Genomic DNA, 23,543 nt, shown 5'->3' with positions numbered 1-23,543 from the left:
CCGTCGAGCACGGCTCGCCCGGAGCGAGCGGCGAGGTGTCGGCAGGCCTGTGGACAACTGGCCGGCGAGCGTGACCTGTGGACACTCCCGCATCACCGCGGGCCGACAAGGACGGAGCCCCGCCCCTCGGTGGAGGGACGGGGCTCCGTGCGTTCGCCGGCGTCAGTCGCCGTGGCGGCCGAGGCCGCCGAAGAGGCCGCCGCCGTTGTCACCGTTGTTGCCGCCGCCGCCCACGGTCGTCAGCACGATCGGTGTGTTCGCGGGGTCGTCGACCTCGGAGTCGCCCGGCGGGCTCTGCTGTATGACCAGTGCGTTGCCGTCGTTCGGACCGTTCACCTGGATGTTCGTGAAGCCCTGCGCCGTGAGGGCCTGCTGGGCCTGGCCCAGGGGCGTGCCGGGGTTGATCACCGGCACCTTGGTCTTCTTCGGCGCCTTGGCGATCTTCACGTCGACCGTGCTGCCGCGGTCGACGTCGGTGCCCGGCTGGAAGCTCTGCTCGAAGATGGTGCCCTCCGCCTGCGCGGTGGACTCCTCCTCCGTCTGCGTGCCGAGGACGAGGCCCTTCTCCTTCAGCCGCTGCTCGGCGTCCGCCGGGCTCAGACCCAGCAGGCTCGGCACGGTCACCTGGGAGGTCTCCCGGGCGACGGTGAGCGTGACGGTAGAACCCTTCTCGCGTGAGGTGCCGCCCTCGGGGTCCTGGGAGAGCACCGTGTCCGGGGTGTCCGTCGACTCCTTGGTCTCCTTCTCGACCTTGAAGCCCTTGTCCTTCAGGGCCTGCTCGGCGTCGGCGAAGGTCTGGCCCTCGACGTCCGGGACCTCGACCTTCGGCGCGCCGGTCGAGACGACGAGGTTGATGACGGAGTTCTTCTTGACCTCGGTGTCCGGCTTCTGGTCCTGCGAGCAGATGTGGTTCTTGGCCTGGTCCTCGCAGGGCTTCTGGGTGAACGCCAGTTCCAGGTCGGCGTTGGTCGCCCGGTTGCCGGCCTCCTGCTTGGTGAGGCCGACGAAGTTCGGCACCGGCACGTTGTCGTTGCCGACGCCCCCGCCGCCGATGGCGTACTTGCCGATGAGGATGGCGCCGACGAGGACGAGGACACCGGCCAGGACCAGCAGGATCGTGGAGGTGTGGGACTTCTTCTGCTGGCGCCGCCGGCCCGGGCGGTCGTCGTAGCCGTAACCGCCGTCGTCGGGGTTCATCGGCGGCAGCATGGTCGTGGCGCCGGCGCCCGCGCCGGGGTCCGAGCGCAGGGCGGTGGTCGCCTGGTCGTCGGGGTAGCCGCCGTAGCCGCCCGCGGCCATCGCGCCCATCGCGGCGGTGGCGGCGACCGGCTGGCCGTCAAGACAGGCCTCGATGTCGACGCGCATCTCGTCGGCCGACTGGTAGCGGTAGTCGGGGTCCTTGACCAGGGCCTTCAGGACGATCGCGTCCATCTCGGGCGTGATCTCGGGGTCGAAGACGCTGGGGGCCTGCGGTTCCTCGCGGACGTGCTGGTAGGCGACCGCGACCGGGGAGTCGCCGACGAAGGGCGGCCGGACGGTGAGGAGCTCGTAGAGCAGGCAGCCGGTGGAGTACAGGTCGGAGCGTGCGTCGACCTGCTCGCCCTTGGCCTGCTCCGGGGAGAGGTACTGGGCGGTGCCGATGACGGCGGAGGTCTGGGTCATCGTCATGCCGGAGTCGCCCATGGCGCGGGCGATGCCGAAGTCCATGACCTTGACCTGGCCGTTGCGGGTGAGCATGACGTTGGCCGGCTTGATGTCGCGGTGGACGATGCCGGCGCGGTGGGAGTACTCCAGGGCCTGGAGGATGCCGATGGTCATCTCCATGGCCCGCTCGGGCAGCAGCTTGCGGCCGGAGTGGAGGAGTTCACGGAGTGTGGAACCGTCGACGTACTCCATGACGATGTACGGGATGGAGACCCCGTCGATGTAGTCCTCGCCCGTGTCGTAGACCGCGACGATCGCGGGGTGGTTGAGCGAGGCGGCCGACTGGGCCTCCCGGCGGAACCGGGCCTGGAAGGACGGGTCGCGCGCGAGGTCCGCGCGGAGCGTCTTCACTGCCACGGTGCGGCCGAGCCGGCTGTCGTGCGCGAGGTAGACCTCCGCCATGCCACCACGACCGAGCACCTGGCCCAGCTCGTACCGGCCGCCGAGGCGACGCGGCTCTTCCATGGTTACCTACCAGCCCTCTCCGTCGGTCCCGACCGGCATGCTTGTACGGTCGGAGGCTGCCGTCCGGCCTACCGTACCCGGCTCGCTCGGTGCGACCTGGCCAAGCCCGGTACCCGATACAGGACCGGTATCGCAACGTGCGTCGATGTGAAGGGGACGTGAGCGGAGTCACGTCCCCTTCAGCGCTTGGTCACTTCTTGCTGTTGATGACGGCCTCCATCACGCTCTTCGCGATCGGTGCCGCGAGGCCGCCGCCGGAGATGTCGTCGCGGTTGGCGTTCTCGTCCTCGACCACCACGGCGACGGCGACCGGCGAGCTGCCGTCGTCGGTCTTGGCGTACGAGATGAACCAGGCGTACGGGTTCTCGCTGTTGTCGACACCGTGCTGGGCGGTACCGGTCTTGCCACCCACCTTGACGCCGTCGATCTGCGCGTTGGTTCCCGTGCCGTCCTCGACGACGGTCTCCATCATCGACTGCAGGATCTGGGCGTTCTCCGGGGAGAGCGGCTTGCTCATCTCCTGCGGCTCCGTCTTCTCGATGGTGTCGAGGCTGGGGGCCTGGAGTTCGTCGACCATGTACGGCTTCATCAGGGTGCCGTTGTTGGCGATGGCGGAGGTGACCATGGCCATCTGCAGCGGGGTGGCGGCGGTGTTGAACTGGCCGATGGAGGAGAGCGCGACCTGGGAGTCGTTCATGTCGTCGGAGAAGACCGAGGCGCTGGAGCGGACCGGGACGAACTGCTCCTCGGTGAAGCCGAACTTCTTGGCCGTCTCGAGCATCTTGTCGTTGCCGAGCTGGTAGCCGACCTTGCCGAAGACGGTGTTGCAGGAGACGCGCAGTGCCTCGCGGAGGGTGGCGTTCTCGCAGGGGATGTTGCCCTCGTTCTTCAGCGGGGTGGTGGTGCCGGGCATGATCCACGGCAGGGGGGAGTCGGTCTTCTCGTCCGCCGACTTGTACAAGCCGTGCTCGAGCGCCGCCGCGGCGGTGACCACCTTGAAGGTGGAGCCGGGCGGGTAGACCTCGCGCAGGGCGCGGTTGAGCATGGGCTTGTCGGGGTTGTTCTTTTCGATGATCTTGTTCCAGGCCTCGCCGTCCGCCTTGCCGCCGCCGGCGATCGTGGAGGGGTCGTACGAGGGGAACGAAGCCAGGGCGAGGATCTTGCCGGTGGAGGGTTCGATGGCGGCGACGGCGCCCTTGCCGCCCTGCTTCTTCAGGCCCTCGTAGGCGGCCCGCTGCGCGGCGCTGTTGAGGGTGGTGACGACGTTGCCGCCCTCGCGCTTCTTGCCGGTGAGCATGTCGAGGGTGTTGCGGAAGAAGAGCCGGTCGTCGTTGCCGGTGAGGATGCCGTCGTCGATGCTCTCGAGCTGGGTGGCGCCGTAGGCCTGGGAGACGTACCCGGTGACGGGCGCCCACATGGCGCCGTCCTTGTAGGTGCGCTTGTACTTGAAGTCGCCCTCGGTGGTGGCGTGTCCGGTGATGGCCTTGCCGTCGACGATGATGTCGCCGCGGGGGCTGGCGTAGCGCTCGATGGCGACGCGGCGGTTGTCCTCGTGGGTCTTCAGCTCGTCGGCCTTGACGTACTGGAGCCAGTTGTCGCGGATGAGCAGGGTGAGGACCAGGAGACCGCAGAAGATCGCGATGCGGCGCAGGGGCTTGTTCACGGTCGGACCACCTGGGTCATCTCGGCGTCGGGGTTGGCGGTGGGCGCGGGGGCCGGGCGGCGTGCGGTGTCGCTGATGCGCAGCAGGATGCCGATCAGGACCCAGTTCGCGATGACGGAGGAGCCTCCGTAGGCCAGGAAGGGCATGGTCATGCCGGTGAGCGGGATGAGCCCCATCACACCGCCGGCGACGATGAAGACCTGAAGGGCGAAGGCACCGGACAGACCGACGGCGAGGAGCTTGCCGAAGGGGTCGCGGGCGGCGAGCGCGGTGCGGATGCCGCGCTCGACGATGAGGCCGTAGAGCAGGAAGAGGGCCATCAGGCCGGCCAGGCCGAGTTCCTCGCCGAAGGTGGCGAGGATGAAGTCGGAGTTGGCGGCGAAGCGGATCAGCTCGGAGTGGCCCTGGCCCCAGCCGCTGCCGAGGGTGCCGCCGGAGCCGAACGCCCACAGGGCCTGCATGGCCTGCTCGGAGTGGAGGATGCCGTCGCTGCTTCCCGCCCGGCTGAGCTGGTACTCGTGGAAGGGGTCGAGCCAGGCCTGCACACGGGTCTGGATGTGGGGTTCGAAGCTGGCCACGCCGACGGCGCCGGCGGCGGACATCAGCAGGCCGAAGACGATCCAGCTGGTCCGCTCGGTGGCGACGTACAGCATGATCACGAACATGCCGAAGAACAGCAGCGAGGTGCCGAGGTCGGTCTCGAAGACGAGGATCAGGATGGAGATGACCCAGACGACGAGGATGGGACCGAGGTCGCGGCCGCGGGGCAGGTAGAGGCCCATGAAGCGGCGGCTGGCGAGGGCGAGGGCGTCGCGCTTCACCATCAGGTAGCCGGCGAAGAAGACCGCGAGGACGATCTTGGCGAACTCACCGGGCTGGATGGAGAAGGAGCCGACCTGGATCCAGATCTTGGCGCCGTAGATGTTCTTGCCGAGGCCCGGGACCAGCGGGAGCAGCAGCAGGAACAGGGCGCCGACCATGGAGATGTAGGTGTAGCGCTGCAGGACGCGGTGGTCCTTGAGGAAGATCAGCACGGCGACGAACAGGGCGATGCCCATCGCGGTGTAGATCAGCTGGCGGGGCGCGGCGGTACCGGCCTGGTCGATGCTCTGCAGCAGTTCGGACTGGTCCAGGCGCCAGATGGCGACGAGTCCGAGGCCGTTGAGCAGGGTGGCCAGAGGCAGCAGCAGGGGGTCCGCGTAGGGCGCGAACTTGCGGACGACCAGGTGGCCGACACCGGCCAGCAGGCCGAGTCCGAGGCCGTAGCTCAGCAGTCCGGCGGGTACCTCGTCGTGGAGTGCCAGGCCCACGTTGGCGTAGGCGAAGACCGGGATGACGACGGCGAACACCAGCAGGGCCAGCTCGGTGTTGCGGCGGCTGGGCGCGCCGATGGAACCGATCGTGGACGTGTGGTGCGTCGGCGAGTGGGAAGTACTGCTCATCGTGTGACGGGGCCTCTCACGGCTTGCCTACTGCTTACCGCACAGCGAGACGACCTTCTGCTCTTCCTCCGAGAGGCTGGGGCCGGGGCTGGTAGTGGGTGCGGTCGTGGACGGGGACGGGGACGATTCGGGCGTCTTCGGTGAGTCCGACGCGGTCGGTGTCGGTGTGGCCTTGGACGTGAAGGAGGCGGGAGTGGTTCCCGTGGTGCCTCCGGCCTCGCCCTCGCCCGTCTTCGCGTTCTCGCTGTCCGCGGCACGCCGTTCGGCCTGCTTCCGGCAGGCGGAGGCCTGTACCGACAGCTCTTCGATCTTCGCCCGGGCGTCGTTCAGGTCGCCCTCGGCGATCGTCGACTCGACGAGCTTCTGCTGGTAGGGCGGCAGGTACTTGAGTTCGATCTCGGGGTGGTCCTTCTGGACCTTGGACAGCGAGACCCAGGCCAGGTCCTGGCTGATGCCCCGGTACAGCGCGATGTGGTCGTCGTTGGTGCCGACGTAGTACTGGGTCTGGGTCCAGCGCCAGCCGCCGTAGAGGCCGCCGCCGATGACGGCGAGGGCGAGCACGGTGTAGAAGGACCGCTTGAGCCACTTGTGGTTCCTGCGGGGCTTGGTGAAGTCGCCGTCGCCGTAGTCCCCGAAGCCGTCGGTGGGGATGTAGCCGGTGATGTCGCCGCCGCTGCCGGGCGGTCCGAACTCGCCGCCCCCGCCGTGCCGGCCGCCGCCCTGGCGGCCGAGGCCGGCGGCGCGGCCGGCCGGGGTCTGCATGATGCCGTTGTCGCCGAACTGGGCCTGGTTCTCGGCGACGGCGCCGACGACGACGGGCGTGTCGGAGAGCTGGCCGGCGAGGGTGTCGCCGGTGTCGAGGTCGAGGACGTCGGCGACGATGACGGTGATGTTGTCCGGGCCGCCGCCGCGCAGGGCGAGCTGGATCAGCTCCTGCACGGTCTCCTGGGGGCCCTGGTAGCTGGCGAGGGTGTCCTCGAGGGTCTGGTGGGAGACGACGCCGGAGAGCCCGTCGGAGCAGATGAGGTAGCGGTCGCCGGCCCGTACCTCGCGGATGGACAGGTCGGGTTCGACGTGGTCGCCGCTGCCGAGGGCGCGCATCAGCAGGGAGCGCTGCGGGTGGGTGCCGGCCTCCTCCTCGGTGATGCGTCCCTCGTCGACGAGGCGCTGCACCCAGGTGTGGTCCTGGGTGATCTGCGTGAGGACGCCGTCGCGCAGGAGGTAGGCGCGGGAGTCGCCGACGTGGACGAGGCCGAGGCGCTGGCCGGTCCAGAGCAGGGCGGTGAGGGTGGTGCCCATGCCCTCGAGGGCGGGGTCCTCCTCGACCATGTGCCGCAGCTGGTCGTTGGCGCGCTGCACGGCGGTGCCGAGCGAGGTGAGGATGTCGGAGCCGGGCACGTCGTCGTCGAGGGCGACGATGGTGGAGATCACCTCGGAGGAGGCGACCTCTCCGGCGGCCTGGCCGCCCATGCCGTCGGCGATGGCGAGCAGGCGGGGACCGGCGTAACCGGAGTCCTCGTTGCCCTCCCGGATCATGCCCTTGTGCGATCCGGCGGCGAAACGCAGTGACAGACTCATGCGCACCTCGCCCGTCGGCTCCGAATGCAGCCGGTCGTGTCGAGCCACACTGCCCACCCTCCGGTCGGGAGCGCGCCGTGGCCCGGGGTGCCGGCCGCCGCTGCGTGCTCGCTCCGCTCGCGCTCATTCATTGGTGTAGCACTACTTCCGCAGCTCGATGACGGTCTTGCCGATGCGGATCGGCGCCCCCGGACCGATGGGTGTGGGGGACGTCAGCCGGGACCGGTCCAGGTAGGTGCCGTTGGTCGAGCCCAGGTCCTCGACGATCCACTGCCCGTCGCGGTCCGGGTAGATCCTGGCATGGCGGCTGGAGGCGTAGTCGTCGTCCAGCACGATCGTCGAGTCGTGTGCCCGGCCGAGCGTGATGGTCTGGCCCTGGAGGGCGACGGTGGTGCCGGTGAGGGTGCCCTCCGTCACCACGAGTTTGGTGGGAGCGCCCCGGCGGCCACGGCCGCCGCTGGGCTGCTGGCGCTGCGGTGGAGGCGCCTGGCCCTGGCGCGCGGCCTGCTGCGGTCGTGCGGATTCGCGTCGCGCCCCGCGCTGGGTGACCCGCGTACCGAACAGGTCGCTGCGGATGACCTGCACGGCCACGATCACGAACAGCCACAGTACGGCCAGGAAACCCAGCCGCATGACCGTGAGGGTCAGCTCTGACATTGCCCCCGGATCACCCTTCGGCTTGCCTATAGATAACGGTGGTGCTGCCCACGACGATCCGCGAGCCGTCGCGGAGCGTAGCGCGGGTGGTGTGCTGCCCGTCCACCACGATGCCGTTGGTGGACCCGAGATCCTGGATCGTCGAGGGCGTTCCGGTCCGGATCTCGCAGTGCCGGCGGGAGACGCCGGGGTCGTCGATCCGCACGTCCGCCTCGGTGCTGCGTCCGAGCACGAGGGTCGCGCGGGAGATCTGATGGCGGGTGCCGTTGATCTCGATCCAGTGGCGGGTGCGGGCGCCGGGCGCGGGTGCGGCCGGGGGGTGCTGGGGGCCCGCGGGCTGCGGGTAGCCGTAACCGCCGGGGCGGGTGCCGGGCGGCGGGGCGGCCGGCATGGGCGGGGCGGCCGGCGGGTAGCCGTAGCCGCCCGGTGCGCCGGGCCGTCCGGGGACGGCGGGGGGCGCGGCGGGTGCCGGGCCGCCCTGCTGGCTGCTGGAGGAGGCGAGCGTACGGCTGCGGACCCGGTACAGGCCGGTGTCGAGGTCGTCCGCCTTCTCCAGGTGGACCTTGATCGGTCCCATGAAGGTGTAGCGCTGCTGCTTGGCGTAGTCGCGCACCATTCCGGCGAGCTCGTCACCGAGCTGGCCGGAGTAGGGGCTGAGGCGCTCGAAGTCGGGCGTGCTCAGCTCGACGATGAAGTCATTGGGCACGACGGTGCGGTCGCGGTTCCAGATGGTCGCGTTGTTGTCGCATTCGCGCTGGAGCGCTCCCGCGATCTCCACGGGCTGCACCTCGGACTTGAACACCTTCGCGAAGGTGCCGTTGACCAGACCTTCGAGACGCTGCTCGAACTTCTTCAGGACTCCCATGGGGCACCTCCTCCGTCGCTGCCGTCCTGTCCACTGCCTTGCGTACTGCCTGTCGTGCGGCGTGTTCGCGCACGGTCCACCTGGTACTGCTTACTGATCGTATCCACGCACCGGTCGATCGGCTGGTTCCCCCTGTCGGCCCCGTCGACGGGTGTCGACGCCTCTCGGAGTTCCCGCTGGAGCTCTCCTTCGAACTCCCCGGGCCGTTCGGAGCGTGCTCCCGCCCACCCGTATCCATGCCCAGGATCGTAGAGGCGACCGTGGACCAGTGTCCCGCACCCGGCTGCGGACCCCTACCGGCTCCTGGGGAGACGGACGGGACCGGTACGAGGTTGATACGTGAACGGACACGGATCGGGGCGAGTGCCCGGCCGGCGCGGGGAGGTCCGGCCGCCCGCAGACAAGGGATGTGAATCGACCCCGGACAGCGTGCTAATGTTCTGGATGTCGGAAGGCGCCGGGCCGAAAGGAACGGAGCCCGAGGACACACCCAATGCGCGGGTGGCGGAATAGGCAGACGCGCTGGATTCAGGTTCCAGTGCCCGCAAGGGCGTGGGGGTTCAACTCCCCCCTCGCGCACCAGACGGAAGCCCCCAGGTCTCGGACCTGGGGGCTTCCGCGTTGTCCGGGAGGGTGCCCTGTGAGGAAGGTCTCACCGGGATGGTGCCCCTCGCGTGGCCACGGGGCGGGGGCGTCGGACGGCTCCCCGTCGGCCGTCGAGGTGTGGGCCTGCGGACGGCGGTGGGCCGCGGAGCCGTACGCGACCCGGTCGCCGGGCCGGTGGGCGACCCGGTGGGGACCTTCTGTTCCGCTCCCTGTCCGGCGTCATGGGGAGGGCCTTCGGGTGGTCGTGTACGGGCGGGGCACTCGGCTGTACGGTCAGGGCGCGTCCACGGCGATGACGTCGGGCCCCGGGAGCGCGGTCGGCGTGGTCGGGGAGGGCCGGCGGCGGGGCGCGGTCCGCCGCGGCGGGCGCGTGGTCGGGTACGGAAGGCGGGGAGGACGGTCCGATGGCCGAGGCGAGGGCAAGGACGCACGACGGCGCGGGTACGGCGGCGACCGGTGCGGCGCGGGAGGCCGGTGCGGGAGCCGGTGCGGGACGGATCCCGCAGGTGCCGGGGTTCGCGCGGTGGCCCGTGGGCGGCTCACCGAAGGCGGAGGGCAAGGCCCTGCGCGGGCGCGTCCCTCGGTCCGCGCACGCCGCCCTGGACCTCGACGGGGCCCGGCCGGACGTCGTGAGCGCGGTCGAGGAGTCCCACCGGGGCCGGATACCCGAGCTCACCCCGATACGGACCGGGCGGATGGCCGCCACGCCGTTCGCCTTCCTGCGCGGGTCGGCGGGCCTGATGGCGTACGACCTGGCGCGCACGCCGACGACGGGCGTCGGCGCCCAGATCTGCGGCGACGCCCACGCGGCCAACTTCGGCCTCTACGGGGACGCCCGCGGCGGTCTGGTCATCGACCTGAACGACTTCGACGAGACGGTCCACGGCCCCTGGGAGTGGGACCTCAAGCGGCTCGCCGCCTCACTGGTGCTCGCGGGCCGGGAGGCCGGCGCCGACGAGGACACCTGCCGGGAGGCGGCCCACGACGCGGCCGGCGCCTACCGGCGCACCATGCGCCTGCTGGCCCGACTGCCCGCCCTGGACGCCTGGAACGCCATCGCCGACGAGGAACTCGTCTCCCACACCGACGCCCACGACCTGCTCGGCACGCTGGAGCGGGTGAGCGAGAAGGCGCGGGCCAACACCAGCGGCCGGTTCGCGGCCAGGTCGACCGAGGCCACCGAGGACGGCGGACGCCGCTTCGTGGACGCGCCACCGGTGCTGCGCCGGGTGCCGGACGGGGAGGCGGCGGCGGTCGCGGCCTGTCTGGAGCCCTACCTGGCGACCCTGTCCGAGGACCGGCTGCCGCTGCTGGCCCGGTACGCGGTGCACGACGTCGCCTTCCGCGTCGTCGGCACGGGCAGCGTGGGCACGCGGTCGTACGTCGTGCTGCTCCTGGACCACCGGGGCGAGCCGCTGGTGCTCCAGGTGAAGGAGGCCCGGCCCTCCGCGCTGCTGCCCCACCTGGCGACCGCGGGTTTCGACGTGCCCGAGGTCGCGCACGAGGGTCGCCGGGTGGTGCTCGGACAGAAGCGCATGCAGGTGGTCAGCGACATCCTGCTCGGCTGGACCTCGATCGACGGACGCCCCTTCCAGGTGCGGCAGTTCCGCAACCGCAAGGGCAGCGTCGACCCCGCGGCCCTGGCCGCCGACCAGCTCGACGACTACGGCCGGATGACCGGCGCCCTGCTGGCCCGTGCCCACGCGCACAGCGTCGACCCGCGCCTGCTCGCCGGCTACTGCGGCAAGAACGAGGAGCTGGACGAGGCGGTGGCCGCCTTCGCCCTGGCCTACGCCGACCGCACCGAGGCGGACCACGCCGCGCTGCTCGCCGCGGTGCGCTCGGGCCGGGTCGCGGCCGAGACGGGGGTGTGAGGGGGCTCGGCGGCGGGCCGGACGGCACCGGCGGTCCGTGCCCTAGGCTGGTCGGGTGACGACCCCGGAAGCTGAGCCCGAGCAGGGTGGCGCGCCGCGGCCCGAGGAGCGGCTGGAGCGGGCCGTACGGGCCGCCGAGCAGGCGCTCATCGAGTACGAGATCGCGCTGGAGACCTTCCGCGTGGAGGTGGAGAACTTCTCGCGGCTGCACGAACAGCGGCTCGGCCCGGTGTACGCGCGGCTCGAGGAGCTGGAGGCGCAGATCCTGGAGGCCAGGGCGGCCCGCAGCGGCGACCCCGAGGACCGGCGCCGGGCCGACGAGGCGCGGGCCCGGCTGATGCCGATCCCCGGGGTCGAGGAGCTGCTGCACGGCTGGATGGACGGGGACGGACTGTTCCCGGAGGCCACCGCGATGCTCACCGGCCAGGCGGTACGGCCCCCCCAGCGGGTCCGGCCGAGCGAGGAGGCCCGTCGGCTCTACCGCGAGCTGGCCCGCAAGGCCCACCCCGACCTGGCCCAGGAGGACGACGAGCGGGCCCGGCGTGAGGAGTTCATCACCCGGGTCAACGCCGCCTACGCCCGCGGCGACGAGGCGGAGCTGCGGACCCTGGCCGAGGAGTGGGCCGCGGGCCCGGCGCCCGAGCGGCGGCCGAGCCGCGGCGAGGAGCTGTACGCGCGCCTCGAATGGCTCGACCGGCGCAAGGAGCTGCTCACCGTGCTCGCCAAGGAGCTGGAGGAGAGCGCGATAGGCGCCATGCTCCGCCTGGCCCCGGACGACCCCGACCGGCTGCTGGAGGAGATCGCCGAGCAGCTGGCGGCCCAGGTCGGCGAGCGGGAGGCCAAGCTGGCGGGGCTGCTGGGGCAGTAGTCCCGCCGCAGGTCCCGGCTCAGGGTCGGCGCCCTCCGGCCGGTTCGCCGGGTCGGGTAGCGTCGGGGGCATGAGTTTTGGAGCTGGTGTGCCCACGGTCCAGGTCACGGACCTCGAGGACGGCGACTTCCTGCTGGACGTCCGCGAGGACGACGAGTGGCAGGCGGGCCACGCCGCCGGGGCCCTGCACATCCCCATCAGCGAGTTCGTCGCCCGCTACGGCGAGCTGACCGAGGCGGCGCCCGAGGACGGCCGGGTCCACGTGATCTGCCGCTCCGGCGGGCGCTCGGCCCAGGTCACCATGTACCTGGTCCAGCAGGGCGTCGACGCCGTGAACGTCGACGGCGGCATGCAGGTGTGGGCCGCCGCCGGCCGGCCCGTCGTGGACGACAAGGGCGAGCCGGGGCACGTCCTCTAGCGGCTCCAGAGGCCCCGGCGGCTTCGGAGGCCCCCTGCGGTCCGCGCCGGTCACGGTCCGCGGCCGCGGCGCGGGTGTGGTGACGGCCACCCTGCGGCCGGTCCGCCGGGGGCTGTGCCGAGGGGCCGTCCTGAGTACCGTTCCGGTTCGAGCGTCGTGGAGCACCCGCACCAGCGGTGCCGCGCGGCGTCCCGCGGCAGGGCGGGCGGAAAGACGGACCGGGACCGGGGAACGGGGCGGAATGGACGCGCACGACACGGGCTCGGACGCCCGGCGGGGACCGGACGGGCCGGACGGGCCGGACGGATCCGCCGAGCCGTCCGGGGCGTGTACCGAGCCCTCCGGCGCCGCCGCGTCCGCCGGGGAGTCCATGCCGTCGGTCGGCGCCCCCGCGGCGGACGCCGGGCCTCCCCGGACCGGGGTCGCCGCGCTCTCCCCGCGCTACCAGGTCGGTGCCGTGCTCGCGCTCGCCGTCGTCGCGGCCGCCGTCTGCGTCCACCTCGGACTGACGTTCCTGCACGTCGCCCCGGCGAACACCCTGTCCAAGCAGCACGGATCCGTGGTCGACGAGTGGATCTACCCGGAGTTCGAGCAGAACTGGAAGCTCTTCGCGCCCAATCCGCTCCAGCAGAACATCTCCGTCCAGGTGCGCGCCGAGGTGAGCACGGCGGACGGCGGCGTACGGACCACCGGCTGGTACGACCTGTCCGCCGAGGACGGCCGGGCCATCCACGGCAATCCGCTGCCGAGCCACACCCAGCAGAACGAGCTGCGCCGGGCCTGGGACTTCTTCGTCTCCACCCACGACTCCGACAACCGCCCGGTGGGCCTGCGGGGCGCCCTGTCCGAGACCTATCTGCGCCGGATCGCGGTCCTGCGGCTGGACCGCGACGGCGCCGCGGAACCGGGCGATGCCGTCCGACGCGTCCAGTACCGTTCCCGGACGACCGTCGTGCCGCCGCCCGAGTGGAGCGGTGAGAAGGTCTCCGACCGGCCGGTCTACCGGGAGCTGCCCTGGTGGCGGGTGCCCGCCGACGAGGCGGGGGGAGGCGTCGCGTGAACGGTCTCGCCCTGTCGGTCTCGCGCGGCTTCGCCCGCGTCACCGGGTCCGCGCTCGGCCCGTACCAGACCGCCGTGATCCGCATCGGCTTCAGCGCGACCTGGCTGCTCTTCCTGCTCCGCGAGTTCCCCCACCGCCACGAGCTGTACGGACCCGACGGCCCCTGGAGCCACGACCTCGCCGAGCAGCTGATCTCGGACAACGGGGCGTTCACGGCGCTGATGTGGTCGGACGGCGCGGTCTGGTTCGAGGCCGTCTACGCGCTGTCCGTGCTGAGCAGCCTGCTGTTGCTGCTGGGGTGGCGGACGCGGACCACGTCGGTGCTCTTCATGGTCGGCGTGCTCTCGCTGCAGAACCGCAGCATCTTCATGGGGGACGGCGGCGACAACGTCCTGCACCTGATGAGCGTCTACCTGGTCCTCACCCGCTGCGGCCTGGTGTGGTCGCTGGACGCGCGCCGGGCGCGGCGCGCGGGTGCGGCACGCTCGCGGGGGGAGCGCGTCGTGGACCGGGTCGGGCCCGCACTGTGGACGGTGCTCGGGTTCGCGCTGGTCCTGGTGACGCTGGCGGGCCGGCTCGACGGCGACCCGCTCGTCCCGGTGCTGCTGTGGACGGTGTGGTCGGCGCAGGGCCTGTGGTGGTGCGTGGGGCGGTGGGCCGGGAGCGGGGAGCCGCGGGCCCTGCTCGACGTCGTCGCCGACATCGTGCACAACGGCGCCCTGCTGGTGATCATGGCGGAGGCCTGCCTGATCTACGCGACCGCCGGCTGGTACAAGATCCAGGGCTCGCGCTGGCAGGACGGCACCGCGGTCCACTACCCCCTCCACCTCGACTACTTCTCGCCCTGGCCCGGCCTGTCCGAGGCGCTGGCCGCCGACGGCACGATGGTCATGCTCGTCACGTACGGCACGGTCGCCGTCCAGGTCGCCTTCCCGTTCACGCTGTTCAACCGGCGGGTCAAGAACGTCCTGCTGGTCGCCATGATCACCGAGCACGCGGTGATCGCCGTGGTGCTCGGGCTGCCGTTCTTCTCGCTGGCGATGATCGCCGCCGACGCGGTCTTCCTGCCGACCTCGTTCCTGCGCCGGCTGGGCGGGTGGGCGGCACGCGCGCGGGGCCGTCTGGTGAGGGGCGGGGCCGCCCGGGGGAAGGTGCCGGGGCCCCGTGCCGCCCGTGAGGACGCCGCGCAGGCGCACGTAGGCTTCACGGCATGACCGACCCCGCCCCCGAGCCCCACCCCGACGTCCTGGCCGTCTGGCGCGGGCACGCCGACGCGTGTGTGCTGCTCGACGGCTTCCACGCCCTCAAGCACGCGCTGCGTTTCGGTGCCGGTGTCCCGGTGGCCGTCACCAGTGACCGCGCGGGCGTCCTCGCCCTCGCCGAGGAGCTGGCCCCGGACGTCCGCCGGGCGCTGGACGGTCTGCTGACCGAGGTGCCGCACGCGGTGTACACGTCCCTCGTGCCGCGTCCGCACCCCACCGCGGTGGCGGCCCTGGCCGTACGCCCCTCGCGCGAGGACGCGCTGCGGACACTGGCGCGCACGCCCCGCACCAGCCCCGTCGTGGTCCTCGACCAGCCGCGCAACCTCGGCAACGCGGGTGCGGTGATCCGGCTGGCCGCCGGTTTCGGGGCGACCGGTGTGGTCACGACGGGTCCGCTCGATCCCTGGCACCCCACGGTGGTGCGCGGCGGGGCGGGGCTGCACTTCGCGACCGCCGTGGAGCGGCTGGACGTGGCGGGGCTGCCGCCCGGGCCGGTGTTCGCGCTGGACCCGGAGGGCGAGGACATCCGCGCCCTGAAGCTGCCCGACGACGCGCTGCTCGCGTTCGGGTCCGAGCGCAGCGGGCTGTCGGGGGAGCTGCGCGCGCGGGCCGACCACCTGGTGGCGCTGCCGATGCGCCCCCAGGTCTCCAGCTACAACCTCGCGACCAGTGTGGCCATGACGCTGTACCACTGGAGTGCCACCGGGGGCGCGTCGCCCGCGTCCGCCCGGGGTCTGCCGTTCGGATGAGGCCGGCCGGCAGGCCCCGGGTCAGGCCTGGCGCCGGACCTCCACCACCCGGAAGCGGTTGGCGACGAACGCGCCGTCGCACAGGGCCGCGTTGGCGGCCGGGTTGCCGCCCGAGCCGTGGAAGTCGGAGAAGGCGGCCGTCTGGTTGACGTACACCCCGCCGGTGAGGTTGAGGGAGAGCTGGGCGGCCTCCTCCAGGCAGACCTCCTGCACGGCCCGCTCGACCTCCGGGTCGGTCGTGTACGCGCCGACGGTCATCGCGCCCTTCTCCCGGACGCTGCGACGCAGCAGCTCCATCGCGTGCGCGGCGGAGTCGACGGCGACGGCGAAGGAGACGGGGCCGAAGCACTCGCTGGACCAGGCGGCCTCGTCGTCGGGCTTGGCGCCGTCCAGCTTGACGATCACCGGGGTGCGCACGACCGCGTCGGGGAAGTCCGGGTTGGTCACCTCGCGGGAGGCGAGGGCGACCTCGCCGAGACCGGCGGCGGCCTCCAGGCGGGCCTTGACGTCCGGGTTGACGATCGCGCCGAGCAGGGCGTTGGCGCGGGCGTCGTCGCCGAGGAGGTCCTCGACGGCGCGGGCCAGGTCGGCGGTGACCTCGTCGTAGGTCTTGGCACCCTGGTCGGTGCGGATGCCGTCGCGGGGGATCAGCAGGTTCTGCGGGGTGGTGCACATCTGGCCGCTGTAGAGGGACAGCGAGAACGCCAGGTTGGAGAGCATCCCCCGGTAGTCGTCGGTCGACTCCACGATCACCGTGTTGACGCCGGCCTTCTCCGTGTAGACCTGCGCCTGGCGGGCGTTGGCCTCCAGCCAGTCGCCGAAGGAGGTCGATCCGGTGTAGTCGATGATCCGGATCTCGGGGCGGGTCGCCAGGGTCTTGGCGATGCCCTCGCCGGGGCGTTCGGCGGCCAGCGCGACCAGGTTGGGGTCGAAGCCCGCCTCGGCGAGGACGTCACGGGCGACCTGGACGGTGAGGGCGAGCGGCAGCACCGCGCGGGGGTGGGGCTTGACCAGGACCGCGTTGCCGGTGGCGAGGGAGGCGAACAGGCCCGGGTAGCCGTTCCACGTCGGGAAGGTGTTGCAGCCGATGACCAGGCCGATGCCGCGCGGGACCGGCGCGAACCGCTTGGTCAGCGCCAGCGGGTCGCGCTTGCCCTGCGGCTTGGTCCACTCCGCCGCCTCGGGGGTGCGGACCTGCTCCGCGTACGCGTAGGCCACCGCCTCCAGACCGCGGTCCTGGGCGTGCGGGCCGCCCGCCTGGAAGGCCATCATGAAGGCCTGGCCGGAGGTGTGCATGACGGCCTGGGCGAACTCCATGGTCCGGTCGGCGATCCGCTTGAGGATCTCCAGGCAGACCATCGCGCGCAGCTCCGCGCCCGCGTCCCGCCAGGCGCCCTGGCCGGCCCTCATGGCGGGCAGCAGCACGTCGAGGTCCGCGTGCGGGTACTCCACGCCCAGCTCGATGCCGTACGGGGAGACCTCGCCGCCGGTCCAGTCGTCGGTGCCGGGCTGGCCGAGGTCGAGGCGGGTGCCGAGCAGCGCGTCGAAGGCGGCCTTGCCCGCGGCCGTGTCCAGGCTGCCGTTCTCCCCGTAGGCCTTGGGGTGCTCGGGGTGCGGGGACCAGTACGCGCGCGTGCGGATCGTCTCCAGCGCCCGGTCCAGTGTCGGCCGGTGCCGGTCGATCAGCTGGGGCGCGGTGAGTTCGGCGGCCATGCGGGACCAACTCCTCGTCTCACGAGCTCTCCGTCGAGTCGTGACCTCGGGGGAAACCTGGGCGGAAACAGGCGGACACGGCTAGAGTAACCGAACGATCGGTCGGGACAAGGGGGACCGCCGCATCCGTGGAAAACCCCGTGCGGGAGGATCGCGCACATGACAGCACTCGACCTCAGCAGCCCCGTGGCCGTCGTCGGCACCGGCACCATGGGCCAGGGCATCGCCCAGGTGGCGCTGGTCGCGGGCCACCCCGTGCGGCTGTACGACGCCGCGCCCGGGCGGGCCCGGGAAGCGGCCGACGCGATCGGCGCCCGGCTCGACCGGCTCGTCGAGAAGGAACGCCTCACCGCCGCCGACCGCGACGCGGCCCGGGCCCGGCTGAAGCCTGCCGGGGCCCTCTCCGAGCTCGCCGACTGCGCGCTGGTCGTCGAGGCCGTCGTGGAGCGGCTGGACGTCAAGCAGGAGCTGTTCGGCGCGCTGGAGGACGTCGTCGCCGCCGACTGCCTGCTCGCCACCAACACCTCCTCCCTGTCCGTCACCGCCATCGGCGGCGCGCTGCGCGTCCCCGGCCGCTTCGTCGGACTGCACTTCTTCAACCCCGCCCCGCTGCTGCCGCTGGTGGAGGTGGTCTCCGGGTTCGCCACCGACGTCACGTCGGCCACGCGCGCGTACGAGACGGCCCGTGCCTGGGGCAAGACCCCGGTCGCCTGCGCGGACACCCCCGGCTTCGTCGTCAACCGCATCGCCCGGCCCTTCTACGCCGAGGCCTTCGCCGTGTACGAGGACCAGGGCGCGGACCCGGCCACCATCGACGCCGTGCTGCGCGAGTCGGGCGGCTTCAGGATGGGCGCCTTCGAGCTGACCGACCTGATCGGGCAGGACGTCAACGAGTCCGTCACGCACTCCGTGTGGCAGGCGTTCTTCCAGGACGTGCGCTTCACGCCGTCGCTCGCCCAGCGCCGCCTGGTCGAGTCCGGCCGCCTCGGCCGCAAGAGCGGACAGGGCTGGTACGACTACCGCGACGGGGCCGAGCGGCCCGAGCCGCACACCGCCGGGCCGGCCGACCGGCCTGCGTACGTCGTGGTCGAGGGCGACCTGGGGCCGGCGGCCGAGCTCGTCGCGATGATCCGCGAGGCGGGCATCGAGGTCCGCCAGGAGGACGAGGACGACGGCACGCGGCTCCTGATGCCCAGCGGCGGCCAGCTCGTGCTCGCCGACGGCCAGACCTCGGTGGAGTTCCGGGACGTCGTCTACTTCGACCTCGCGCTTGACTACCGCACGGCCTCCCGCATCGCCCTGTCCGCCGCGCAGTCCACCTCCCCGCGAACCCTCGCCGAGGCCACCGGCCTGTTCCAGGCGCTCGGCAAGAAGGTCAGCGTCATCGGCGACGTCCCCGGCATGATCGTCGCCCGCACGGTGGCGCGGATCATCGACCTGGCGGTCGAGGCGGTCGCCAAGGGCGTGGCCACCGAGGAGGACATCGACACCGCGATGCGGCTCGGCGTCAACTATCCGCTGGGCCCGCTGGAGTGGAGCCGCCGCCTCGGCGGCGACTGGGCCTGCGCGGTCCTCGACAACCTGCACGAGTGCGCGCCCACGGGCCGGTACGCGCCCTCCCTGGCGCTCTACCGCCACGCGTACGCCTCCGGCAAGCAGGAGGGCAGTTCCTCATGACCACCGCCAGGCGCGACACCTACACGCCCGAGACGCTGCTCTCCGTCGCCGTGCAGGTCTTCATCGAGCGCGGGTACGACGGCACCTCCATGGAGCACCTCTCCAAGGCGGCGGGCATCTCCAAGTCGTCGATCTACCACCACGTCACGGGCAAGGAGGAGCTCCTGCGCCGGGCCGTGAGCCGGGCCCTGGACGGGCTGTTCGGCATCCTCGAGGAGGAGCCCGCGCGCGTGGGGCCGGCCGCCGGCCGGCTGGAGTACGTCGTGCGGCGCACGGTCGAGGTGCTCATGGCCGAACTGCCGTACGTGACGCTGCTGCTGCGGGTGCGCGGCAACACCGGCACCGAGCGCTGGGCGCTGGAGCGGCGGCGCGAGTTCGACCACCGGGTCGCCGAGCTGCTGAAGGCGGCGGCGGCCGAGGGCGACGTGCGCGCGGACGTGGAGGGACGGCTCGCGACACGGCTGGTCTTCGGCATGATCAACTCGATCGTCGAGTGGTACCGGCCCGACGGTCCCGACGGCCGGGGCGGCGCGGGCGAGCGCGAAGTGGTCGACGCGGTGGCGCGGTTGGTGTTCGCGGGGCTGCGCGGGACCTCCTGAGCCGGCCGGGCGCGGGCCCCGCGCTCAGCCCTGCGGCTCCAGGTCCTCCGTCTCGAACACCAGCAGCGTGCGCGTGCTGAGCACCTCCGGGATGGCCTGGAGACGGGTGAGGACCAGCTCCCGCAGGGCCCGGTTGTCGGGCGTGTGCACCAGGAGCAGCACGTCGAAGTCGCCGCCCAGCAGGGCGATGTGGGAGGCACCGGGAAGCTTTCTGAGCTGCGCGCGGACCGTGCGCCAGGAGTTCTGGACGATCTTCAGCGTGATGTACGCCGAGGTGCCGTGTCCCGCGCGTTCGTGGTCGACGCGGGCGCCGAAGCCGCGTATGACGCCGTCCTCGACGAGCCGGTTGATGCGCGCGTAGGCGTTCGCGCGCGAGACGTGCACCCGCTCGGCGACCGACCGTATCGAGGCGCGGCCGTTCGACTGGAGCATGCGCAGGATGTCCTGGTCGATCGCGTCCAGCGGGCGCGGGGGCGGCGGGGTGCCGGCGTCGTCCGCGCCGCCGGCCTCCTCCGGGCGTTCGGCCATTCGTTCAGATGCCACGTGCCCCCGCCTTCCTACCATGGACGTACTGCGTCCATCTCAGGCTGTGGAGAACCGTTTGTCCACAGCCTGAGGGTGCCTGTAGCCAAAATGTGCCGACGACCGAACAATCGGTAGGTGAGGCCCGTCACACCCGTGCCGGGCCCGAAGCCGCTTCCACGAGGAGGTGCCGTCATGACGGTCATGGAGCAGCGGGGCGGGTACCGGCCCACACCGCCGCCCGCCTGGCAGCCACGTACCGACCCCGCGCCGCTGCTGCCCGACACGGAGCCGTACCGCGTGCTCGGCACGAAGGCCGTCGAGCAGGTGGACCCCGAGCTGCTGCGCACGCTGTACGCCCGGCTGGTGAGCGGCCGCCGGTACAACGCGCAGGCCACCGCCCTGACCAAGCAGGGCAGGCTCGCCGTCTACCCGTCCAGCACCGGCCAGGAGGCCTGCGAGATCGCCGCCGCGCTGGCGCTCGAGGAGCGCGACTGGCTCTTCCCCAGCTACCGCGACACGCTCGCCGTCGTCGCCCGCGGGGTCGACCCCGTCGAGGCCCTCACCCTGTTGCGCGGTGACTGGCACACCGGCTACGACCCCTACGAGCACCGGGTCGCCCCCCTGTCCACGCCGCTCGCCACCCAGCTGCCGCACGCCGTGGGCCTCGCGCACGCCGCCCGCCTCAAGGGCGACGACGTGGTGGCGCTGGCCATGGTCGGCGACGGCGGCACCAGCGAGGGCGACTTCCACGAGGCGCTCAACTTCGCCGCCGTCTGGCAGGCCCCGGTCGTCTTCCTCGTGCAGAACAACGGCTTCGCGATCTCCGTGCCGCTCGCCAAGCAGACCGCCGCCCCGTCGCTGGCCCACAAGGCCGTCGGCTACGGGATGCCCGGCCGCCTGGTCGACGGCAACGACGCCGCCGCCGTCCACGAGGTCCTGTCCGAGGCCGTGCGCCGCGCGCGCGGGGGCGGCGGACCCACGCTGGTGGAGGCGGTGACGTACCGCGTCGACGCCCACACCAACGCCGACGACGCGACGCGCTACCGGGGCGACGCCGAGGTCGAGGCCTGGCGCCGGCACGACCCCGTCGAGCTGCTGGAGCGGGAGCTGACCGAGCGCGGACTCCTCGACGGGCAGGGCATCTCGGCCGCACGCGAGGATGCCGAGACCATGGCCGCCGACCTGCGCGCACGCATGAACCAGGACGCGGAGCTCGACCCGATGGACCTCTTCGCGCACGTCTACGCCGAGCCCACCGGGCAGCTGCGCGAGCAGCGGGACCTGCTGCGGGCCGAGCTGGCGGCGGAGGCCGAGGCCGGGCTCGGGCCGGAAGGGACGCACCGATGACCACCGTCGCCGTCAAGCCGGCCACCATGGCGCAGGCCCTCACGCGCGCGCTGCGCGACGCCATGGCCGCCGACCCGGCCGTGCACGTCCTGGGCGAGGACGTGGGCACCCTCGGCGGTGTCTTCCGGGTCACCGACGGACTCGCCGCCGAGTTCGGCGAGGACCGCTGCACCGACACCCCGCTGGCGGAGGCCGGCATCCTCGGCACCGCGGTCGGCATGGCGATGTACGGGCTGCGCCCGGTCGTGGAGATGCAGTTCGACGCCTTCGCCTACCCGGCGTTCGAGCAGGTCGTCAGTCACGTCGCCAAGATGCGCAACCGCACCCGCGGCAGGATGCCCCTGCCCCTGACCATCCGCGTGCCCTACGGCGGCGGCATCGGCGGCGTCGAGCACCACAGCGACTCGTCCGAGGCGTACTACATGGCGACTCCGGGGCTCCATGTCGTCACGCCCGCGACCGTCGCCGACGCCTACGGGCTGCTGCGGGCGTCCATCGCCTCCGACGACCCGGTGGTCTTCCTCGAGCCCAAGCGGCTGTACTGGTCGAAGGACTCCTGGAACCCCGAGGAGCCGACGCCCGTTGAGCCCATAGGCCGCGCGGTGGTGCGGCGCTCCGGGCGGAGCGCCACGCTCATCACGTACGGGCCGTCGGTGGTCGTCTGCATGGAGGCGGCCGAGGCGGCCCGGGCCGAGGGCTGGGACCTCGAGGTCGTCGATCTGCGCTCCCTGGTGCCGTTCGACGACGAGACGGTGTGCGCCTCGGTGCGGCGGACGGGACGCGCGGTCGTCGTCCACGAGTCGGGCTCCTTCGGGGGCCCGGGCGGGGAGATCGCGGCCCGGGTCACGGAGCGCTGCTTCCACCACCTGGAGGCGCCGGTGCTGCGTGTGGCCGGGTTCGACGTCCCGTATCCGCCGCCGATGCTGGAGCGCCACCACCTGCCCGGTGTGGACCGGATCCTGGACGCCGTGGGGCGCCTGCAGTGGGAGGCCGAAAGCTGATGGCACAGGTGCTGGAGTTCAAGCTCCCCGACCTCGGTGAGGGGCTCACCGAGGCGGAGATCGTTCGCTGGATGGTCGAGGTCGGTGACGTGGTCGCCGTCGACCAGCCGGTCGTCGAGGTCGAGACGGCCAAGGCGATGGTCGAGGTGCCCTGCCCCTACGGCGGTGTGGTCACCGCCCGCTTCGGCGAGGAGGGGGCGGAGCTGCCCGTCGGTGCGCCGCTGCTGACGGTGGCGGTGGGCGAGGCCGCCGAAGCCGCCGGAGCCGCCCGGCCCGCCGGGGGACAGCCGGCCCGGGACCCGGGCGCCGGTGACGAGGGCGCCGGGGAGGCGAAGGGCTCGGGCAACGTCCTGGTGGGGTACGGCACGTCCGAGGCGCCCGCGCGGCGGCGCAGGGTGCGCCCGCAGCGGACGGCGGCCGCCGCCCCGGCGGCGCCCGCACGGATGAACGGCCGGGTGCGCACCGCCGAGCCGACGGACGGCCCCGTCCCCGTCATCTCCCCGCTGGTGCGCAGGCTGGCCCGGCAGAACGGCCTGGACCTGCACGAGCTCACCGGTTCCGGCCCCGACGGACTGATCCTGCGCGCGGACGTGGAGTACGCGCTGCGTGCCGCCGCGGCGCAGGGCGGCCGTCCGGCGGTCCCGGAGACCGCCACCGCCCCGCACCCGGCCGACCGGCCCCAGGCCCCCGCGCCCGCCCTCGCGGGAGGGCCGCGGGCCGAGGTCCGCACCCCCCTCAAGGGCGTCCGGGGAGCCGTCGCCGACAAGCTCTCCCGCAGCCGACGCGAGATACCGGACGCGACCTGCTGGGTGGACGCGGACGCGACGGAGCTGATGCGGGCCCGCGCCGCGATGAACGCGGCGGGCGGACCGAAGATCTCCCTCGTCGCCCTGCTGGCCCGGATCTGCACCGCCGCGCTCGCCCGTTTCCCCGAGCTGAACTCCACCGTCGACACGGAGGCCAGGGAGGTCGTCCGGTTCGGCCACGTCCACCTCGGCTTCGCCGCCCAGACGGACCGGGGCCTGGTCGTGCCGGTCGTACGGGACGCGCACGCGCGCGACGCCGAGGGCCTCACCGCCGAGTTCGCCCGGCTGACCGAGGCGGCCCGGGCCGGCCGGCTGACCCCCGGGGAGCTGACCGGCGGCACCTTCACGCTGAACAACTACGGCGTGTTCGGCGTCGACGGCTCCACGCCGATCATCAACCACCCCGAGGCGGCCATGCTCGGTGTCGGCCGCATCGTCGCCAAGCCCTGGGTGCACGAGGGCGAGTTGGCGGTCCGCCAGGTCGTCCAGCTGTCGCTCACCTTCGACCACCGGGTGTGCGACGGCGGCACGGCGGGCGGTTTCCTGCGATACGTGGCGGACTGCGTGGAACAGCCGGCGGTGCTGCTGCGCACGCTGTGACGGGAGTGTCCGCGCGCGCCCTCTGAACACGGTCTCCCCCGCGTTCCCTGCGGTCGCGCGCACA

19 protein-coding genes and 1 tRNA gene are annotated in these 23,543 nt (G+C 72.5%); 12 read left to right on the top strand and 8 right to left on the bottom strand.

Features of this window, described 5'->3' with window-relative positions; all coding sequences use genetic code 11:
- Positions 1-162 precede the first annotated feature (162 nt).
- The 6 genes from pknB to JHAT_RS02420 form a co-directional block, all read right to left on the bottom strand.
- Positions 163-2,169 carry a Stk1 family PASTA domain-containing Ser/Thr kinase gene (gene pknB, locus JHAT_RS02450; protein ID WP_077796338.1) on the bottom strand — a complete coding sequence of 669 codons (2,007 nt, stop codon included), beginning with the start codon at positions 2,167-2,169 and terminating at the stop codon, positions 163-165.
- A 190-nt stretch (positions 2,170-2,359) separates the two neighbouring features.
- Positions 2,360-3,832: a penicillin-binding protein 2 gene (locus JHAT_RS02440; protein ID WP_077796337.1), complete on the bottom strand. Its 1,473-nt coding sequence runs from the start codon at positions 3,830-3,832 to the stop codon at positions 2,360-2,362.
- Entirely contained in the window at positions 3,829-5,274 is a 1,446-nt protein-coding gene (locus tag JHAT_RS02435; protein WP_077796336.1) for an FtsW/RodA/SpoVE family cell cycle protein, read from the bottom strand. The genes JHAT_RS02440 and JHAT_RS02435 overlap by 4 nt, the downstream gene beginning before the upstream one ends.
- A gap of 27 nt (positions 5,275-5,301) precedes the next feature.
- Positions 5,302-6,852 (bottom strand): Stp1/IreP family PP2C-type Ser/Thr phosphatase, encoded by a 1,551-nt coding sequence (locus JHAT_RS02430; RefSeq protein ID WP_077796335.1) that lies wholly within the window; start codon positions 6,850-6,852, stop codon positions 5,302-5,304.
- Between the two features lie 141 nt (positions 6,853-6,993).
- A complete protein-coding gene (gene fhaB, locus JHAT_RS02425) occupies positions 6,994-7,509 on the bottom strand; it encodes an antibiotic biosynthesis regulator FhaB (protein WP_077796334.1) in 516 nt (171 codons plus the stop codon).
- Between the two features lie 10 nt (positions 7,510-7,519).
- Positions 7,520-8,374: a DUF3662 and FHA domain-containing protein gene (locus JHAT_RS02420; protein WP_077796333.1), complete on the bottom strand. Its 855-nt coding sequence runs from the start codon at positions 8,372-8,374 to the stop codon at positions 7,520-7,522.
- A gap of 495 nt (positions 8,375-8,869) precedes the next feature.
- Between JHAT_RS02420 and JHAT_RS02415 the strand changes: the two genes are divergently transcribed.
- The 7 genes from JHAT_RS02415 to JHAT_RS02385 all read left to right on the top strand — a co-directional run bounded on the left by JHAT_RS02415 (position 8,870) and on the right by JHAT_RS02385 (position 15,211).
- Positions 8,870-8,956 (top strand) — tRNA-Leu (locus JHAT_RS02415).
- 428 nt (positions 8,957-9,384) lie between these two features.
- Positions 9,385-10,854: a DUF2252 domain-containing protein gene (locus JHAT_RS02410; RefSeq protein WP_077796332.1), complete on the top strand. Its 1,470-nt coding sequence runs from the start codon at positions 9,385-9,387 to the stop codon at positions 10,852-10,854.
- 55 nt (positions 10,855-10,909) lie between these two features.
- The gene (locus JHAT_RS02405; RefSeq protein WP_077796331.1) at positions 10,910-11,722 is read left to right on the top strand and encodes a hypothetical protein; all 813 of its coding nucleotides are present in this window, start codon (positions 10,910-10,912) and stop codon (positions 11,720-11,722) included.
- Positions 11,723-11,810: 88 nt separating this feature from the next.
- The gene (locus JHAT_RS02400; RefSeq protein WP_077796330.1) at positions 11,811-12,140 is read left to right on the top strand and encodes a rhodanese-like domain-containing protein; all 330 of its coding nucleotides are present in this window, start codon (positions 11,811-11,813) and stop codon (positions 12,138-12,140) included.
- Positions 12,141-12,381: 241 nt separating this feature from the next.
- Positions 12,382-13,200 carry a DUF5819 family protein gene (locus JHAT_RS02395; protein ID WP_077796329.1) on the top strand — a complete coding sequence of 273 codons (819 nt, stop codon included), beginning with the start codon at positions 12,382-12,384 and terminating at the stop codon, positions 13,198-13,200.
- A complete protein-coding gene (locus JHAT_RS02390) occupies positions 13,197-14,414 on the top strand; it encodes an HTTM domain-containing protein (RefSeq protein ID WP_077796328.1) in 1,218 nt (405 codons plus the stop codon). The genes JHAT_RS02395 and JHAT_RS02390 overlap by 4 nt, the downstream gene beginning before the upstream one ends.
- On the top strand, positions 14,411-15,211 hold the full coding sequence (locus JHAT_RS02385; protein WP_077796327.1) for an RNA methyltransferase: 801 nt from the start codon (positions 14,411-14,413) through the stop codon (positions 15,209-15,211). The genes JHAT_RS02390 and JHAT_RS02385 overlap by 4 nt, the downstream gene beginning before the upstream one ends.
- Before the next feature lie 21 nt (positions 15,212-15,232).
- Here JHAT_RS02385 and paaN read toward each other — a convergent pair whose 3' ends face one another.
- Entirely contained in the window at positions 15,233-16,924 is a 1,692-nt protein-coding gene (gene paaN / locus JHAT_RS02380; protein WP_077796326.1) for a phenylacetic acid degradation protein PaaN, read from the bottom strand.
- Positions 16,925-17,083: 159 nt separating this feature from the next.
- Between paaN and JHAT_RS02375 the strand changes: the two genes are divergently transcribed.
- Both JHAT_RS02375 and JHAT_RS02370 read left to right on the top strand, forming a co-directional pair.
- A complete protein-coding gene (locus tag JHAT_RS02375) occupies positions 17,084-18,601 on the top strand; it encodes a 3-hydroxyacyl-CoA dehydrogenase (protein ID WP_077796325.1) in 1,518 nt (505 codons plus the stop codon).
- Positions 18,598-19,200 carry a TetR/AcrR family transcriptional regulator gene (locus JHAT_RS02370; protein WP_077796324.1) on the top strand — a complete coding sequence of 201 codons (603 nt, stop codon included), beginning with the start codon at positions 18,598-18,600 and terminating at the stop codon, positions 19,198-19,200. The genes JHAT_RS02375 and JHAT_RS02370 overlap by 4 nt, the downstream gene beginning before the upstream one ends.
- 24 nt (positions 19,201-19,224) lie before the next feature.
- Here the strand turns inward: JHAT_RS02370 and JHAT_RS02365 are convergent, their stop codons facing one another.
- Positions 19,225-19,728 carry an Lrp/AsnC family transcriptional regulator gene (locus tag JHAT_RS02365; RefSeq protein WP_077796323.1) on the bottom strand — a complete coding sequence of 168 codons (504 nt, stop codon included), beginning with the start codon at positions 19,726-19,728 and terminating at the stop codon, positions 19,225-19,227.
- 189 nt (positions 19,729-19,917) lie between these two features.
- Here JHAT_RS02365 and pdhA point away from each other — a divergent pair, with 189 nt between their 5' ends.
- From pdhA to JHAT_RS02350, 3 genes are read left to right on the top strand one after another with little or no spacing between them, the layout of a single operon-like run.
- The gene (gene pdhA / locus JHAT_RS02360) at positions 19,918-21,072 is read left to right on the top strand and encodes a pyruvate dehydrogenase (acetyl-transferring) E1 component subunit alpha (RefSeq protein WP_077796322.1); all 1,155 of its coding nucleotides are present in this window, start codon (positions 19,918-19,920) and stop codon (positions 21,070-21,072) included.
- Positions 21,069-22,073: an alpha-ketoacid dehydrogenase subunit beta gene (locus tag JHAT_RS02355; protein WP_077796321.1), complete on the top strand. Its 1,005-nt coding sequence runs from the start codon at positions 21,069-21,071 to the stop codon at positions 22,071-22,073. The genes pdhA and JHAT_RS02355 overlap by 4 nt, the downstream gene beginning before the upstream one ends.
- The gene (locus JHAT_RS02350; RefSeq protein WP_077796320.1) at positions 22,073-23,479 is read left to right on the top strand and encodes a dihydrolipoamide acetyltransferase family protein; all 1,407 of its coding nucleotides are present in this window, start codon (positions 22,073-22,075) and stop codon (positions 23,477-23,479) included. The genes JHAT_RS02355 and JHAT_RS02350 overlap by 1 nt, the downstream gene beginning before the upstream one ends.
- The last annotated feature ends 64 nt before the right edge of the window (positions 23,480-23,543 follow it).

The organism is Streptomyces sp. JHA26 (genome assembly GCF_002005565.1).
Taxonomy (GTDB): domain Bacteria; phylum Actinomycetota; class Actinomycetes; order Streptomycetales; family Streptomycetaceae; genus Streptomyces.
Note: the sequence above shows the minus strand (reverse complement) of the source record. Positions and strands in the feature narration are given on the sequence as shown.

Bases quoted from the DNA above. Each gene is read 5' to 3' on its own strand.
- fhaB (WP_077796334.1), bottom strand. From the start codon at position 7,509: ATGTCAGAGCTGACCCTCACGGTCATGCGGCTGGGTTTCCTGGCCGTA.
- pdhA (WP_077796322.1), top strand. From the start codon at position 19,918: ATGACGGTCATGGAGCAGCGGGGCGGGTACCGGCCCACACCGCCGCCC.
- JHAT_RS02350 (WP_077796320.1), top strand. From the start codon at position 22,073: ATGGCACAGGTGCTGGAGTTCAAGCTCCCCGACCTCGGTGAGGGGCTC.
- JHAT_RS02370 (WP_077796324.1), top strand. From the start codon at position 18,598: ATGACCACCGCCAGGCGCGACACCTACACGCCCGAGACGCTGCTCTCC.
- JHAT_RS02395 (WP_077796329.1), top strand. From the start codon at position 12,382: ATGGACGCGCACGACACGGGCTCGGACGCCCGGCGGGGACCGGACGGG.
- pknB (WP_077796338.1), bottom strand. From the start codon at position 2,169: ATGGAAGAGCCGCGTCGCCTCGGCGGCCGGTACGAGCTGGGCCAGGTG.
- JHAT_RS02430 (WP_077796335.1), bottom strand. From the start codon at position 6,852: ATGAGTCTGTCACTGCGTTTCGCCGCCGGATCGCACAAGGGCATGATC.
- JHAT_RS02410 (WP_077796332.1), top strand. From the start codon at position 9,385: ATGGCCGAGGCGAGGGCAAGGACGCACGACGGCGCGGGTACGGCGGCG.
- JHAT_RS02375 (WP_077796325.1), top strand. From the start codon at position 17,084: ATGACAGCACTCGACCTCAGCAGCCCCGTGGCCGTCGTCGGCACCGGC.
- JHAT_RS02435 (WP_077796336.1), bottom strand. From the start codon at position 5,274: ATGAGCAGTACTTCCCACTCGCCGACGCACCACACGTCCACGATCGGT.
- JHAT_RS02385 (WP_077796327.1), top strand. From the start codon at position 14,411: ATGACCGACCCCGCCCCCGAGCCCCACCCCGACGTCCTGGCCGTCTGG.
- paaN (WP_077796326.1), bottom strand. From the start codon at position 16,924: ATGGCCGCCGAACTCACCGCGCCCCAGCTGATCGACCGGCACCGGCCG.
- JHAT_RS02420 (WP_077796333.1), bottom strand. From the start codon at position 8,374: ATGGGAGTCCTGAAGAAGTTCGAGCAGCGTCTCGAAGGTCTGGTCAAC.
- JHAT_RS02365 (WP_077796323.1), bottom strand. From the start codon at position 19,728: ATGGCCGAACGCCCGGAGGAGGCCGGCGGCGCGGACGACGCCGGCACC.
- JHAT_RS02355 (WP_077796321.1), top strand. From the start codon at position 21,069: ATGACCACCGTCGCCGTCAAGCCGGCCACCATGGCGCAGGCCCTCACG.